The organism is Acinetobacter sp. NIPH 1852 (assembly GCF_022549455.1).
Taxonomy (GTDB): Bacteria; Pseudomonadota; Gammaproteobacteria; order Pseudomonadales; family Moraxellaceae; genus Acinetobacter.
On the sequence record NZ_JAKZGG010000009.1, the window covers coordinates 126,658 to 142,475 of the forward strand.

Annotated in this window: 9 protein-coding genes; 6 read left to right on the top strand and 3 right to left on the bottom strand. The window is 42.2% G+C overall.

The features are described from left to right. Window positions 1–93: 93 nt before the first annotated feature. Window positions 94–3,807 (bottom strand): UvrD-helicase domain-containing protein, encoded by a 3,714-nt coding sequence (locus MMO38_RS09320; RefSeq protein WP_241323335.1) that lies wholly within the window; start codon window positions 3,805–3,807, stop codon window positions 94–96. A 3-nt stretch (window positions 3,808–3,810) separates the two neighbouring features. Next, complete coding sequence (locus tag MMO38_RS09325; protein WP_241323336.1) at window positions 3,811–7,473, bottom strand: exodeoxyribonuclease V subunit gamma; 3,663 nt, start codon at window positions 7,471–7,473, stop codon at window positions 3,811–3,813. A 213-nt stretch (window positions 7,474–7,686) separates the two neighbouring features. Between MMO38_RS09325 and MMO38_RS09330 the strand changes: the two genes are divergently transcribed. Together MMO38_RS09330 and MMO38_RS09335 are read left to right on the top strand one after the other, a co-directional pair. Continuing rightward, window positions 7,687–8,187: a hypothetical protein gene (locus MMO38_RS09330; RefSeq protein ID WP_241323337.1), complete on the top strand. Its 501-nt coding sequence runs from the start codon at window positions 7,687–7,689 to the stop codon at window positions 8,185–8,187. Window positions 8,188–8,449: 262 nt separating this feature from the next. Then, window positions 8,450–9,763: an MFS transporter gene (locus MMO38_RS09335; protein WP_241323338.1), complete on the top strand. Its 1,314-nt coding sequence runs from the start codon at window positions 8,450–8,452 to the stop codon at window positions 9,761–9,763. Between the two features lie 38 nt (window positions 9,764–9,801). On the opposite strand, the gene MMO38_RS09340 is transcribed toward MMO38_RS09335, so the two are convergent. Continuing rightward, window positions 9,802–11,220: a phosphate--AMP phosphotransferase gene (locus MMO38_RS09340; RefSeq protein WP_241323339.1), complete on the bottom strand. Its 1,419-nt coding sequence runs from the start codon at window positions 11,218–11,220 to the stop codon at window positions 9,802–9,804. Window positions 11,221–11,426: 206 nt separating this feature from the next. On the opposite strand from MMO38_RS09340, the gene MMO38_RS09345 reads away from it, so the two are divergent. The 4 genes from MMO38_RS09345 (at window position 11,427) to MMO38_RS09360 (ending at window position 15,604) form a co-directional block, all read left to right on the top strand. After that, the gene (locus MMO38_RS09345) at window positions 11,427–12,134 is read left to right on the top strand and encodes a hypothetical protein (protein ID WP_241323340.1); all 708 of its coding nucleotides are present in this window, start codon (window positions 11,427–11,429) and stop codon (window positions 12,132–12,134) included. A gap of 191 nt (window positions 12,135–12,325) precedes the next feature. Continuing rightward, window positions 12,326–13,267, top strand: a complete 942-nt coding sequence (gene ubiE / locus MMO38_RS09350) for a bifunctional demethylmenaquinone methyltransferase/2-methoxy-6-polyprenyl-1,4-benzoquinol methylase UbiE (protein WP_004668404.1) — start codon at window positions 12,326–12,328, stop codon at window positions 13,265–13,267. Window positions 13,268–13,291: 24 nt separating this feature from the next. Further along, a complete protein-coding gene (locus tag MMO38_RS09355) occupies window positions 13,292–13,972 on the top strand; it encodes a hypothetical protein (protein ID WP_241323341.1) in 681 nt (226 codons plus the stop codon). 12 nt (window positions 13,973–13,984) lie between these two features. Then, window positions 13,985–15,604 (top strand): AarF/UbiB family protein, encoded by a 1,620-nt coding sequence (locus tag MMO38_RS09360; protein ID WP_005194807.1) that lies wholly within the window; start codon window positions 13,985–13,987, stop codon window positions 15,602–15,604. Window positions 15,605–15,818 lie beyond the last annotated feature (214 nt).

Genomic DNA, 15,818 nt, shown 5'->3' on the forward strand with positions numbered 1-15,818 from the left:
ATCCTCAAACTTACCCACACGCTTGTCCACAAGTTTATGAACAGACTTATCCACAAAATAAGTTTTTGTTTAATTTAAAATCATTCACTTTATCTACACCATTTTTCCAGATTTATCTTCAGTAAAATACCCAAGAATTGCATCTAAACGTAGGATAAATTCATCCTCAGGTTTCCAGTAGAAATAGCCCTGCTGTGCTTGTCCGTTCATACCCCGTAAATACAGATACGACGCGCCACCCAAATGCTGCTGCATATCGTAGTTCTGCAATTTCACCTGCAAATAACGATGTAATGCCACCAAATATAATGCCGCTTGTAGCCAATAGCTCGACAGCGACATACTTTCAGCAATCTGAATCGCTTGATAATCCACCTGATCACTGCCTAAGTAATTACTTTTATAATCGGCAATATGGTAACGCTGCCCATCAAAATACACCAAGTCAATCGAACCATTGAGATACCTCGCTGATTTGGCTTCAAGCAACTCAGGCATGTGGATATCGTATTCTTCAAATAGTTGTTGCACTCGCTGCATAGCAAGGACACGATCAGACAAGGCCAAATAGAATGGGCATTCTGAAAGATATTGTCCTGTCGTCAATTGTTTTAATTGAAAGCCTTGATTCAGAGGTGTTGCCAATACTTCACGTAACCACACCGCCATCCATTGATATAATTGTTGTTCGGCATTGTCCTGTTCTGGAAAATGTTGTTGATATTGACTCAGTAAATCTAACAATAAGCTTTGATAGGTATTTTTAAAGCGGCGGCGAATTTCTTCTATCCATGTTTCAGGATGTTGAAAATCAATCTGTTCAAAGATTTCATGCAGAAAATTCCCTGCCAACGTCCCTTTCGGAAAATATTGTTTAATCCAAGCAATCGGCTCAGCGCTTACTGCATTCGTCGTAAGTTGTAGATTTAATTCATCTTCTGCTTGTTCAAAAGCTTGATCCGCATTGGCAAGCCGATCAACGCGATTGGCTTTGTGTTTGAGATGCTGTGCCAAATAACTAAAGCTGGTTTTAGCCCGAGCATAAAAACGCTGCTCGGGTAAAGGCTGTGCAGAAACAATGATTTCCTGTTGGGCTTGCTGAGTCTGCAATGCTTGTGGACGATCTAAGATCAAGCGCTCATCGGCACTATAAGGATATTGGAAGCTTTCACCTTGATTCTTCCAAAACGCCAAACCTGAACGTTTATTTTTATCACCCTTTTCAGGCTCAAATACCGCATAAACACGATGACTGGCTCGCGTCAGCGCCACATACCATAAACGATTTTGTTCAGCTTGCGCACGTTGCTGATGTTGATCCAATTCAATTTGTTGTAAGAAGTTTTTATCGGCGATCGCCACCACACGCTGGGTGCGTGACTGTCCAGTCTCGGGTACTTGAATTTCAGTCGTTGAGAAATTTAAAGTCTTCTGCATTTCAGAGAATGCTTTGTTCGCTCCGAGTAAGAAGACGATTTTAAATTCCAAACCTTTGGATTGATGAATAGTCATCAACTGTACACCCGCTTCGCTAGAAAGCTTTTGCTCCAATTCCCACTCGCGATCGCTGGGTGAATGCAGTTGTTTTAAATACCAGTGATACAGGTTCTGTATACCTTGCACATGTTCACTGTGCTGACTCAAAATATCGCTAAGATGACGCAAATTCACCACAGCGCGTTCATTATCTTTGCTTTGAGTTGCCACCAATTGCTGCCAGATACCAAACTGATTTAAGCAGCGTTGCCATGCAGATAAAAAACCTTGATTCGACCACATTTCACGGATCTCATCGAACTGCTGAATATACTGACTCAGTCCTTCCGCACTTTGTTCCAGTGCCAATAATCGAGTGAGATCAAAACCAAATAAACGGCTCAATAAAGCGCGTTTTAACTTTGCTTCATCATAAGGATGAAGCAAAGTGGTTAGCAACGCTCCCACATCCTGCGCAATCGCTGAATCAAAGACACTGCGTTTTGATGGTCGATTGACCCGAATGCCCAAGCGCTGCAATACGTATTGCACTTCATCCAATTGACGGTGGCTACGTGAAAGCACCGCAATATCATCTTCACAAATGGCTTTTCGACCATCACCTTCTAAGTACAATTGCTGCAAATGGGCTTGATTGAGTAAGCTCTGAATTTTCCAAGCCACTTGGGTTGCTTGTTCATTGCCATCCTGAAGCTGTAACCAACGTAAAGGTGCAGGATTGATCTGCTCATCTTCAATCAGAGCAGGATGAGGACGTGAACCTGCCTGAATTGGGTCATAAAGTACCTGCTCACCAAAATCCATGTGTCGCTGAAACAGCACATCCACAACCTCGACCAATTCTTTGACCGAACGATGGTTATGAATCAATTTATACTCACGCCCCTGCTTGGCCATAATATCTTGGTAGGCATTCAGGAAAGTCAGCATATCGCCACCACGGAAACCATAAATCGCTTGCTTACGGTCTCCGACCATAATCATGCAACCTTTTTGATAGCGCTGTGGATGCCGCCAAATACTGGCCAACATATCATCTTGATCTTGGTTAGTATCCTGAAATTCATCCACCAAAATCAACGGGTAACGTGCCTGTACAAACACCGCAAAACGTTGACCTTGCTCCCCTTTTAAGGCTTCTGATAAGGTTTTGATTTGCTGAGCGAAAGTGGTTTCACCTTTTTGCTGCAATACTTGTGGTAAACGTTTCTTCACTTCGAGACACAAATAGGCTTTTAAATAAACCTGCAACTGTTCGAACTGCTGCTGTGTTTGCTGTAGCGATTGGCAAAGTTTTTGAAGTTGTAAAATGGTCGGATGTTGGTAAAAACCCTCTGCAATCTCCGCAGGGCATTTTTTAAAAATCTTCTGGTGGTCAAGCTTATCTAAAAACTTAAATACAGCCTCTCGTGCATCGGCAAAATAGGCATCAAACACTTGTACATTCTCAGTATCTGAGAGGGCTTTTAATAGCTGTGGTAACGCTTCGCAAAATAATTTATTAAAAGCATTGTTACGGAAAGACGTGCCATTAATATGAGAATAATAAGCGCCGTCTAAATTAAAATATTCAGCCAAAGTACTGAGCTCAATTTGCTGTGCTTGTTGTTGCCATTGTTGTTGCTGCGCCAGCTCAATTTCGGGCATTTCAGGCAACTTAAACTGGGCAGAGCTAAAATTCAGCGAGCTTTCCACCATCCCAACAAAATGATCGACACTTTTCAGTCCGCCCACGCTATACAAGGCATCAATGACCTGTTGTGGCTGTGATTGAATCCATTCTCGTAACACATCATGAATCAACTGGCGGGTATAACTTTTCGCATCTTCGGTAATCTGCGCACGTTCAATCTTGCCACTTTCAAAAGCAAATTCTCTTAACAGCTTTTGGCTAAAACTATCCAATGTACCAACGAATAATTCATCCAACTGATCAATGACGAGTTTTAAACGCTCGCAAGCATAGGCAATACGTGGTGCAAATGTTTGTAAAATATGCTGTTTAAGCGGATCACATTCTTGCGCTGCAAGTTTGTAAATATCGACATCTAATCGCGTGCGTAATGGTTCTAAATATTGGTAAATCTCCACCAAACGTGCACGAATACGGCTTTTGAGTTCTGCGGCAGCAGCACGGGTAAATGTCGTCGCAATCACCTGATTGGGCAGATATTTTTCTAATAAAATCCGAACCATCAAGCTTGATAAGGTATAGGTTTTCCCTGTACCTGCCGAAGCTTCAATCAGATGCAAACCTTCGAATTGAATATCACCAATCGGTTGATAAGACACAGGATATTTTGAATGCATGTCTTACTCCACCCGTAAATATTCAAAAATTGGTTGATACAGCGCATAGCTATAATGATTACAGGCATATTGTAATAGTGCGGCTGCATCTTGTTCTTGTAGAATAAATTGCCAATCTCGATGCAGTTTACAAGCTTCATTTTGGCTCATATCAAAACCAGAAAAATCACCCGTATCATTCCAATCTTTCAATACTTGTTTTTGACTGTCTTCCGTTAAATGATGTTGATCATTCTGTTCAGTCCATTCCAGATGTTTGACTTTTTCAAGTGGTTTTAAAATCAGTGCCGCAGGTAAAACGATAGGCTGCTGTTGAGCAGTCTGCCAAAGCTGCAACCATGCGTGTAAATAGTGATGTGCTTGCTGAGAACTTAATCCCTCACAAATCACGGTTTGATCACTAAACACCACGATACGGCGTTTCGCTGTTGCCGAGTCATGATTCAATATCGTCAACCAAAGTAAATATTCCAACCAAACTTTGGCCAGACGTTTTGCGCGCGCACTGGATGCATCCAAACTGACCCAATCCTGCGTCATTTGTTTAGGGCTAATACAGCTCATCTGGAGTTGTTTCGAGATGCGCCAAACACGTTGCGTGGTTTCTGTTGGCGCTGGGGCATATTGCTGCAACCGCTCAAGCAATCGTTGTTGCTCTAAACAACTTTGTTGCCATGCACTTTGCTGTACTTTTCCCACAGGGAGTTGATCTTGCAAAATGCGGGGTGATAGCATTTGGTTGTGCTGCTGTACATCTTGCTGCTGGAGAAAATGTCGAATCGCATATTTACCTAAACCATCTAATAACAAAGGTTCACTTTGATCAACTAATTCTGTTGCACTGAGGTTTTCCACACCCAAAGTTTTTAAATACAGTCGCGCTGGAAAAGTCACATCCTGAATCCATTGTCGACTATCCAAAATCGTCATTTCATTGTTTTCAACTGGATAAGGGGTATTCGCCCATGCCTGTCGCTCACCTTTGACTTGTTGAATGTGTGAAGCCACTTTAAACCACTGGTCTTGATAACGAACAGGACGCTCCGCGATAAAACCCAGTGGATCAAAAGGTTGTAAGCGATGCAGAGAATAAAGCGGGTAAAGCTGAGCAGGGATCTGGAGTTTTTCATAGCCCTCCCCAAAAGAATCAAAGGAAGTCTCTCCCTCTGGGAAAGATTTAGAGAGAGGGGCTTTCACAATCAAAGCCAAATGATCTCGAAAACCTTGCAACACACTCGAAGGCTCTCTGACTTCGCCATCATTAATATCAAAGCCATTATAGAATAGCCATAATTGCTCTTGCGCCAACAACACTGCATCCAAAAATGCACCTTGATCATCTTCCAAACGGGAACGATCACCTAACTGTTGGCGTAATGCATCCATCAAATCAAATGGAATATGGCTGTCCCGATTTGGGAATTTTCCTGTATCTAAATTCAACAACACAATTAAGCGATAAGGAATCGGGCGAATCTGTCCGATCTGGCTGAAAGTAATCTGTCCAGTCGGCTCAACTTGTGCCGACTGACTTTCTAAAGTGCGTTGTATTTCTTCAATGATATAAGGCAGCGGCAATGAAATTTGACGCAACTGGGTTTCGGCATCGTCATAATAACTGGCCAAGGTCAGCATACGCTCTTGCTTTTGCACGATTTCTCGGACGGCTTTTAAAGCCGTCACATCGGCCTGTTCAAACTCCTGAACATCTGCCTTGATCCGTGTTAGCCATGTTTCCACAGGCAAACGCTGACCTTGATTATGCACCGTTAACCAGTCTCGTCGAGCAGCGAAGTCTTGATAAATCTGAATCAAAATACCAATTAACTCAAAGTCACTCGGCTGTACCAACGCATAACTTAAGGTCTGTTGCACCATCACATGTGCAGGCACAGCAATCCCTAAAGCCAAACGGTCTAAAGCAAATTTAAAACTATAACGATAGTCTTGATCAGCCTCAGTGAGACTCTGTTTTAAATGTTCCGCGTCCAAACCACGTTTGAAACCAGCATCACTGAGCAACGCTAACATCCGTTGGACTTGACTATAATCTAGGCCATAACGTTGTTGTGTTGCCGCTAGATTCAACCAGTCGGCAAACTCATCCTGCGTAAACCGCCCTTGGGTCAACTGCAAACGACCTAACACCGCCCGCCATGCATTCAACGCATCTAACTGTGCGACCCCTGCTATTTTGATCGGTAAAAATACATCATGCTCATTGGGAACAGCAGGAAAAACACTACGAATTAAAGGCTCAAGCTCTGCTAGGTTTGGGGTCAAAATCAGCACATCACTTGGACGACGAGGCATGGTGTCCGCTTGAGATAACCAATGCACCAACTGATCTTTTAACACTTCAAGCTGTCGCAAACTGGAATGACAGACATGAAATTGGATCGATTCATCATCAGGTGCTAATTCATATTGTTGAGCTATAGGTTCAGCCAAATAGAAAATATCCGACTGGATTTGACCAAGTAAGCTATCTGGAAAGTAATCTTCAAATGCATCAACCCAATTACCCTCTTCCCCTGTGGCCAGTTGCGATAACAGCGAAAAATGATCACGCGCCTGTTTGCCTAAACGAGTCAACAAAGGATGACGAGATTCACGATTTAAGGCATTAAAACCCAAGCTAAAGCTTTCAAAAAATGCTGCAATTTGCGCATCCGTCGCTTTTGGATTCTTCACAATGAAACGTTCTTTTACTCCGAGATCATAACGTTGCTTCCAAAGTGGATCGACACTATCCGCCCAATATTCCTGTGAAGGGTTATAGTGCAAAATCAAGACTTCAAGATATTGTCCTAAACGACGTAAGAACTGTAATTGGCTAGGTGGAAGATCCAAAAGCGTGAAAACGATGACCTGATTCGGAAGTTGAGCCAACGCCTGCGATCTTGTCTGCTCATTGTCCAGAAGTTTCCAGAAATCAGCATCAATACTTTGCATTTCCAAAAAGTCAGCATGAAAATAGTTGTGCCATAACCAACGTTGCCACGCTTCTAATTGCTGGGTCTGATTAAGCGTAAAAGCCGAAATTTGCTGATCTGAGTGAGAAATCAAATTTTCAATATCGAGCGTTTGATTTTGTCCCCAAGTCGACAACCAATTACTCGAACAAGTACAATTTTGTTGACAACCGCGCTGGCAATAACCACGGTAAATCATATAGTTATTAAACAACTGTGAAACCTGTTCGGCTACCCAATACAACATACTTTGCTTTTTAAGCTGTTTTTCTGTGCCTTGTTGCAACTGATCGGCACTGTCATAGATACGCTGTACGATTGAATAGAGAGGATGTTCCATCGCCAAGCTGATTTGATCTGCTTGAATAAAAGGTTGCAAAGCTTGATGTATTCGCCATTTTAAAATCAAGCGCGGAATATTGGCTTTACGCACCTTCTCTTTATCATCGAGAACTTGTTGGTAGGCATACCATTGGAAACCACGGATTCTTTGATGGAATTGATAATTTGCAGTCATGCCCTGTTGCTCTGCGATTTTCTGCGTTAACCATTGTTCTTGAGCAGGACTAGGGACAACAAAGTGTTGCGTTTTAAACACTTGAAATGGCGTAGCGCTTGGTTGAGTGATGGATGCCATCACGCCTTGCAATAATACTTCAAGGCGTTGACTTTGAATAACATGAATCGCCATGCGTTAATACAACCTCATCAAAAAAGCACCATTTCACATGCACATAATTGTTACTATACAAGCTTGTAGAACTATGTCACGTTAATCAAACAATGAAATATAAAAATTGTTTTGAAAACTGTTATTGAATAAGGTTGAATAAAGTATTGTTGACTATTTATACATACACCCCAAAAAATCCCATATTCAAAGGATAGACTTAGGTATCACTTTATGAAAATTGAAAAAACGCCTGACTTTATTGACCCAAGTTTAAATTTGGAACAAATCCGTAAAGAATGCTTAGAACGTACAAAAAAAACCGCTTATTATTCGGCAGGTGCAGCGATTATACCCATTCCATTTTTTGATGTTGTGGTTGACTTGAGCATGCTGACCCAAGTCATTCCAGATATTAACTCTCGCTTTGGTCTAGCACCTGAACATATCAGCGTCTATGACCCAGAAACTAAAAAAATCCATTGGAATGAATTACGTAAACGTGGTTTTGAGTTTTCAGGATTCCTTGTCGCACGCACTGCCATGAAAAAATCCTTTAATGGTTTCTTTGCCAAAATCGCCACCAAACAAGTGACCAAATTTATTCCTCTAGGCGGACAAATTATTGCAGCAAGTTTAGGTTATTTTATGATGAAAAAAATCACCGAACTACATATCGAAGACTGCTATAACCTAGCCAAACGTATTCAACAAAAAAGCCTTACACTTAACTAAATAAATTTCTCCGCATTAAAATATTGATTTAGACCTCTTTCATCAATCCCTTTTGTTTCTCCCAGTGAGAGAACTACACAGTGGGTGTGAATTATGATGGAAGAGGTCTTTTGTTCCCTGTAAGATGACTCGTCTCGCAGGGAAACACTGCACTACATAAAAACAACAGAAGCGTTAATATTCACTTAATTTTTTAAGTTTAGATCAAGATTGTATTTTTATGCTCCATCACACGATGACAAATGAATGATGGAGAGTCGTTGTGCAACACGGACCAACAACGTCAAAAATACGTGCAATTTTTAATGTCACCAGCGGGAATTTTCTCGAACAATATGATTTCTTCCTTTTTGGGCTTTATGCACAAGCCATAGGTCAAACCTTTTTTCACTCCGATAGTAGCTATGCCGCACTGATGAAAACCTTTTTGGTCTTCGCAGTGAGTTTTTTAATGCGTCCGATCGGCGCTTTGGTTCTTGGTCCATACGTTGATCGAATCGGAAGACGTAAAGGCTTAATGGTCACGTTGAGCATCATGGCCGCAGGTTCTTTGCTGATCGCGCTGACCCCAGGTTATGCCAGTATTGGATTTGCAGCCACGGTTTTAATCTTCGTCGGCCGTCTGGCTCAAGGGTTTTCAGCAGGTGTCGAACTCGGTGGCGTATCTGTCTATTTATCAGAAATAGCTGAACCACATAACCGTGGTTTTATCACCAGTTGGCAATCTGCTAGCCAACAAGTCGCTGTTATTTTTGCTGCAACATTGGGTTATCTGGTCAGCTTAGCATTTACCAAGGCACAAGTAGACGCTTGGGCATGGCGCATTCCCTTCTTCGTCGGTTGCGCCATTATTCCTTTTATTTTCTGGTTACGAAAATCTTTGCAAGAAACAGAAGCCTTTGCTTCACGTAAAGAGCATCCAAGCACGCGACAAATCATGGCGACACTCGCTGCAAACTGGAAAATTGTACTGGTGGGTATGTGCATGGTCGCGACCACCACCACCATGTTTTATTTTATTACGGTATATACACCGACCTACGGCAAGGAAGTGCTGCATTTAAGCAGTACCGAAAGTTTAATCGCAACCGTTATGGTCGGTGCCAGCAACTTTTTACTGTTACCGATTGGTGGTCATCTCTCAGATAAGTTTGGTCGAAAACCACTCTTGATCATCACAACTGTATTGATTTTTATCAGCGCCTATCCGTTGCTCAACTGGTTAGCACATGACATTAGTCTTGCGCATATGTTGATGGCACTGTTGTGGTTATCACTACTCTATAGTTTCTACAATGGGGCACTGGTGGTTTCACTCACCGAAATGATGCCAAGCTCAGTGCGTATCGCAGGTTTCTCCGTCGCTTATAGCTTAGCAACTTCAGTTTTTGGTGGCTTAACCCCCATGATCGCAACCTATCTCGTGCAAGAAACTGGTAGCAAAAGTATGCCTGCATTTTGGCTGATGTTTGCCGCCATCATTAGTCTGATTGCCACACTGATTGTATTCCGCCAGCATAAAAATGTTACCGCTAAACCATCTTCAATAGATGCGGGTTTGGTTCAACAGACTTAATCGACTGAAGTTTCCAAGGTCAATAAACAACTGAGCGCTTAATCTACGCTCAGTTGTTTTAATATCGCCTTCAATACCTCAATACGTGCGCTATATTTATCATTGGTCGCAATGATGTGCCACGGGGCATTCTTGGTACTGGTCCGTTCAAACATATCCGCGGCTGCGTTTAAATAATCATCCCATTTTTCACGGTTACGCCAGTCTTCTTCTGTGATCTTAAAACGTTTATGCGGTGTCTGTTCCCGTTCTTTAAAGCGTAATGCTTGTTCATCTTTGCTAATCGCCAGCCAAATCTTAACAATGACGGTTTGACTATCAATTAAGTTCTGTTCAAAACGATTGATCTCATTATAAGCACGTTGCCATTCAGGTATGCATGCAAATCCTTCAACACGCTCCACCAACACACGGCCATACCATGTCCGATCAAAAATAGTGATTTTTCCACTGTCATTGAGTCGATTCCAAAAGCGCCAAAGATAAGGACGGCGCAATTCGTAGCGCTCAGGCGCGGCAATGCTATGAATTTCATATTCACGCGGATCTAACTTTTTCACGATCCGCTTAATCGCACCGCCTTTACCTGCTGCATCAATTCCCTCAAACGCAATAATCACTTTACGCTCGTCGCAACGTAATGCTTCTGCAACTTTTTTGGTCAGTTCATTCAACTCATCTTTATAGCGCTCTTTTTCTAAAACTTGCTGCTCTGGTTGTACCAATTGTTGAGGAATCTCTGCCTGCTGCCATGTTTTTGCTGCGGATGTTTGATGTTCTGGCAAGGCTTGCAAAGTCTGTAAAACATACTGAGCAAAACATTGATCTCGGCGTTTTTCATCTTCGCCATCGATGATAAACCAATCCTCAGTAAAACGTTGACTGAAGCTTTGCAAAGTCTCGTATTGCTTTTTATTGCGCCAATCCAACCCATGCAGTTTATGCCAATGCTGTTCAGATGGATCTACTTGATCCAAACGTTTTTGCAAGGCTTTCCAAGACAGATCAAACCAAACTTTAATCACATGCACATGGTTCTGTTGTAAATCATGCTCAAATGCCCGCATTTTTTCGACATAACGATCAAATGCTTTGTCATCCAAAGCCTTCGCATCCTGCATCACAGTTGCGAGTAAATCACTATACCAATTGCCAAACATCACCACGATTTGACCTTCAGCAGGTATAAATCGCGTATACGATTGCCAAAATGCTTGGCTATTTGACATACGTTGCGGTGCGTCTGCTTTAACACGTAGATAGCGTGGGTCGACCCACTCTCTTAGCTGTTTAACCGCTTCGCCCTTGCCTGCCAGCTCAATACCACTGACCAGCACTAACACACTTTTTGCATTTTTTTGATCTTGGCTTTGTTTTAATGCGTACTGCGCTTCAATCAAATCTAAAGAAAGCTCATCTTCATCACGTAATTCAAATACGGGTTGTTGTTCACTCATTTTTTGCTCTAAGTGTATGATTTATTAAAATTGAGTATAGTCATAACTGGAATAGACTTTAAAAAAACAAATGTACAATTTCTGTAGAATAAAATAAATGGAGCTTTGTAGTGACCAATTGTTAAACATTTAGCGTTTATGTTGTCATGGTTCTTGGGTATCATGCAGCCTATGATTTCATGATTTTATTTTCTTTGAGTGCGAATATGTCAAAACTCGCTGCATTTGATGATCTTTTATTACAATATCAAAATTTGAATTACCACCAAAATCCAGCGATTGCCCAACGCCTACATGATGCACAAGCATGGATGAAAGCACGCATTGCGGCAACGCATCAAGATTTCTTTGCTCAGCCTGAAAATCAGTTAATGGCGCAATATTTCTTAAATCGCTTATATGGTGGGCCTGATTTTGATGCTATGGCACAGCAAATCGAACGCTTACTGAAATATGCCCACAAAGCGGAAAGTCTACTTCCTGAAAATGCCATTAAAACGGGCACAAAGTCAGTTAGTCTGGCAGTACTTGCAACACGTTTGGATGAGCAAGTCGCCATCCAACTCTTACAAGACTACCCTTTAGACACACCGATAACCGATGAAATCATGCGCCAGACACTGGTCAAACTTGATCAAGGTGAAGCGCGTTATGAACAATTACAACTCCTCGATGAGTTGGGCGTAACCTTAGATAAATATATGCGTTCTACTATGATGTACGCTGCTTTTAAGATGTGCAAAGGTATTGCCAAAAAATATCAATTTGAAGGGATGTACGAATTCATTCAAGAAGGTTTTGCTGCAATGAAACCCTTAAAATCTGCTGCGGTTTTTATTCAGGCGTTTACTGAAAAAGAGCGTGAAATTATTGACAAAGTTCATGCTGGGGATCCTGTTCCATTTCAAGTATAAATAACTGACGCACTCCCTCTTCAATAAGAGGGAGGTTTTTCTCAACATAATTCAAAATAAAAACCCTTTTGAGAAAATGAGTTTCTGTATATTATTCATAACAATTACATGTCAAAGCCTGTAAAAAATTACAAAATCTGTCATCATGCATGCTGATTCGTGCCGCTAGAACGAAAGTTTAGGAGAAAACAATGTCTAACGAAAACCAACAGCCCACCCCAGAAGTTGAGCAAAAACCAAGTTCAGACAAAGTCAGCCCATTCCTAAGCTCACCCCTTCCGCAAGGCACACCACAAGGCCAGCAACAAACATTACAACAAGGTCTAACATCAACACCGACGGGTTCAGTACCGAAATACAACTTACCGCGTGGTGCAAATACAGGAAATGTCGGTGAGACGACTCACTTCGGTTATCAAACCGTAAGTAGTGATGATAAAGCACAAAAAGTTGCTGAAGTCTTCCATTCGGTTGCAAGCAAATACGACATCATGAATGACCTCATGTCATTCGGTATCCATCGCCTTTGGAAACGCTTTGCCATTAATATGTCTGGTGTTCGTCGTGGACAGCATGTATTAGATATCGCAGGCGGTACAGGTGACCTTGCGAAAGTGTTTAGTCGCGAAGTAGGTCCCCAAGGCCATGTGGTACTTTCAGATATCAATGAATCCATGTTGAATGTGGGTCGTGATCGTCTGATTGATGCGGGCTGTACCAACGTCGATTTTGTGCTTGCCAATGCAGAAACCTTAGAGCCATTTGCAGACAATAGCTTCGATTTACTCACGATCAGTTTTGGTTTACGTAACGTGACCGATAAAGATGCTGCCTTACAGGCGATGTATCGTGTCCTTAAGCCAGGTGGTCGTTTATTGGTACTTGAGTTTTCAAAACCTGTATTTGAACCTTTCTCGAAACTATACGACTTTTATTCATTCACGGCACTCCCGATCATGGGTAAATTGGTCGCGAATGATGCTGAAAGTTATAAATACCTCGCTGAATCGATCCGTATGCATCCCGACCAACGCACCTTAAAAGGGATGATGGAAAATGCAGGCTTCCAAAGCTGTGACTACCACAACTTAACAGGTGGTATCGTGGCTGTTCACCGTGGATTCAAACTGTAAGGTTCAGATTTTAAGGAATTCGCAATGTGGTCGATTTTAGCACTCGGTGCAGTCGAACGACTCATTCATCATGTGATTGATTTGGATGCGATTACACGCGTTCAACTCAATCAATTACAAGGTCAATTATTGCGAGTGGTGATCGATAGTCCCCAACTCTCTGTTGATGTGTTTTTTGATGAAAATAAAGTTCGGCTGGAACCGACGGTGACAGGACAGAGTCAAACACCGTCCATCTTTGAACAACGACCTTTCGACAATCAGAATAAGATTAGTGATGCAACAGCAACCCTAAATGTTGAAAACGTAGTGGCGTTAGTCAAATTGTTATTCAGTGATATGGATCAAATTGGCAATATCCCACTACAAGGCGACTATCACTTATTACAAGATATTCAAAGAATTATGCAGCAAGCTGAGCCTGATCTCGCTGCGCATTTATCACCTTGGATTGGTCCACAACTGGCGCATGAACTCGGTAAAATTCAGCGTGCGCCAGAACAGTTAAAACGTTCATTGCAAAGTCATTTATTCTTTGTTGAAGATGCTCTAAAAGAAGACAGCGGGATATTTGCCCCGCGTTGGCAAATGGACGACCTCAATCGAGAAACACGCCAACTCAATCAAGAAATTGATCGCTTAGAAGCCAAGTTTCAGCAATTACAGGCTTCTTTCAACCCACAAAAACAATCCTCTCAAGACTAGGTAAGATTTTATATGATTCCGCATGTTACACGGTTACTCGAACTCTGGCGTATAGCAGCACACTACCGCCTTGACACCTTGTTCCCTGCGGAAGAATTACCAGCCAAAGCACGCCATGCCTTAAATGTAATCAAAATGCATCCTGCCGCATGGTCAAGTCGCGAGAAAAAAAATCCGCTCAATCTCAAAGAAGCCTTAGAAGATATGGGGCCTTTGACGATTAAGTTGGGGCAACTCCTCTCTACCCGTCGTGATCTGATTCCACCTGAAATTTTATCGCAATTGGTGTTACTGCAAGATCAGGTTAAACCGTTTGATGTACAACTGGCAAAACAACGGATTCAGGAATCATTAAAAGCAGATGTTTCCACCTTATTCTCTCGTTTTGATGAACAACCACTTGCGGCGGCATCGATTGCACAAGTACATACCGCCGCACTGCATGATGGTCGTGAAGTGGTGGTTAAAGTCACCCGTCCCGATATCCGTAATCAGATTTTACAAGACTTTGAAATCCTCGCTTGGCTTGGGGATTGGTTGGAAAATCGTTTAGAAGCTGCACGCGCCCTACATTTATCTGAAATTATTCAGGACTACCGTCAGATCATTTTAAATGAACTTGATCTCAGCCTTGAAGCCGACAATACCCGACGTATGCGCCATTACTTTACCGGTTCAAGCATGATGTATGTGCCTGAAGTCTATATGGACAGTAAAGACGTGATGGTGGCTGAGCGCATCACAGGCGTACCGATTTCTGATATCGCGACATTTGACCGTTTAGGCATGGATCGCGCTGATCTGGCAGAAAAAGGCTTAACCATTTTCTTTACCCAAGTGTTCCGTGACAACTTTTTCCACGCCGACATGCATCCGGGTAATGTCTTTGTTGAAACAATTAACCCAGACAACCCTCGCTTTATCGCGTTGGACTGCGCGATCATGGGTGAATTGTCAAAACATGATCAAATGACGATTGCTCGGATGCTACTTGCGGTGATGAACAGCAACTTTATGCAATTGGTTCAAATCGTGCATCAGGCTGGCTGGATTCCACCGGGTACCGATCAAGATGCATTGTCTCGTGAGATGCGCCGCACCGTTGGACCAATGGTCTCTAAACCAATGGATCAGCTCGACTTCGCTGGGATTTTGATTCAAGTCATGGACATTGCGCGTCGTTTCCATTTGGAAATTCCACCGCAGTTGATGTTGCTCCTCAAAACACTGGTTCACGTTGAGGGTTTAGGTACAGATCTTTATCCTCAACTCGACATCTGGAAGCTGGCCAAACCGATTCTGACCGAATGGGTCAAAGCCAATATGAATCCAGTCAAAAATATGAAAGAGCTTGGTCAGCAGATTCCCGACCTATTATTGGGCGCTCAAGATTTACCAAGCCTACTTATTGATAGTCTAAATGGTTTAAAAAACCAATCCGCATGGCATGACAAACAGCTCAAAGAAATTCAACAAATGCGCTTACAAATGCAACAGCAACAACGCCGTAGTTGGATGTTCGGCAGTAGTATGTTGATTTTGCTCACCATTGCAATTATTAGTCCGTGGTTAATCTCAGTTGTCTTAATCGTACTGAGTGGACTTCTCGCATTTTGGCGGGTGGTCAAATAGTCTAGATATTTACCAACACCCTCACTGCAACATTAATTTTCATCATTTGATTATTTGGCATACAAGTTGCTACTTCATAATTATAAAAATCAAAGATGATTTTTTAATTCACGGCCAATGACGCTCGTAAAACTGCTTGCTCCATAGATTACATATGGATTGAGTGGTGGAAGGGCGTTGTCATCTTTTTATATGCTTTATACAGCCCCCTCTC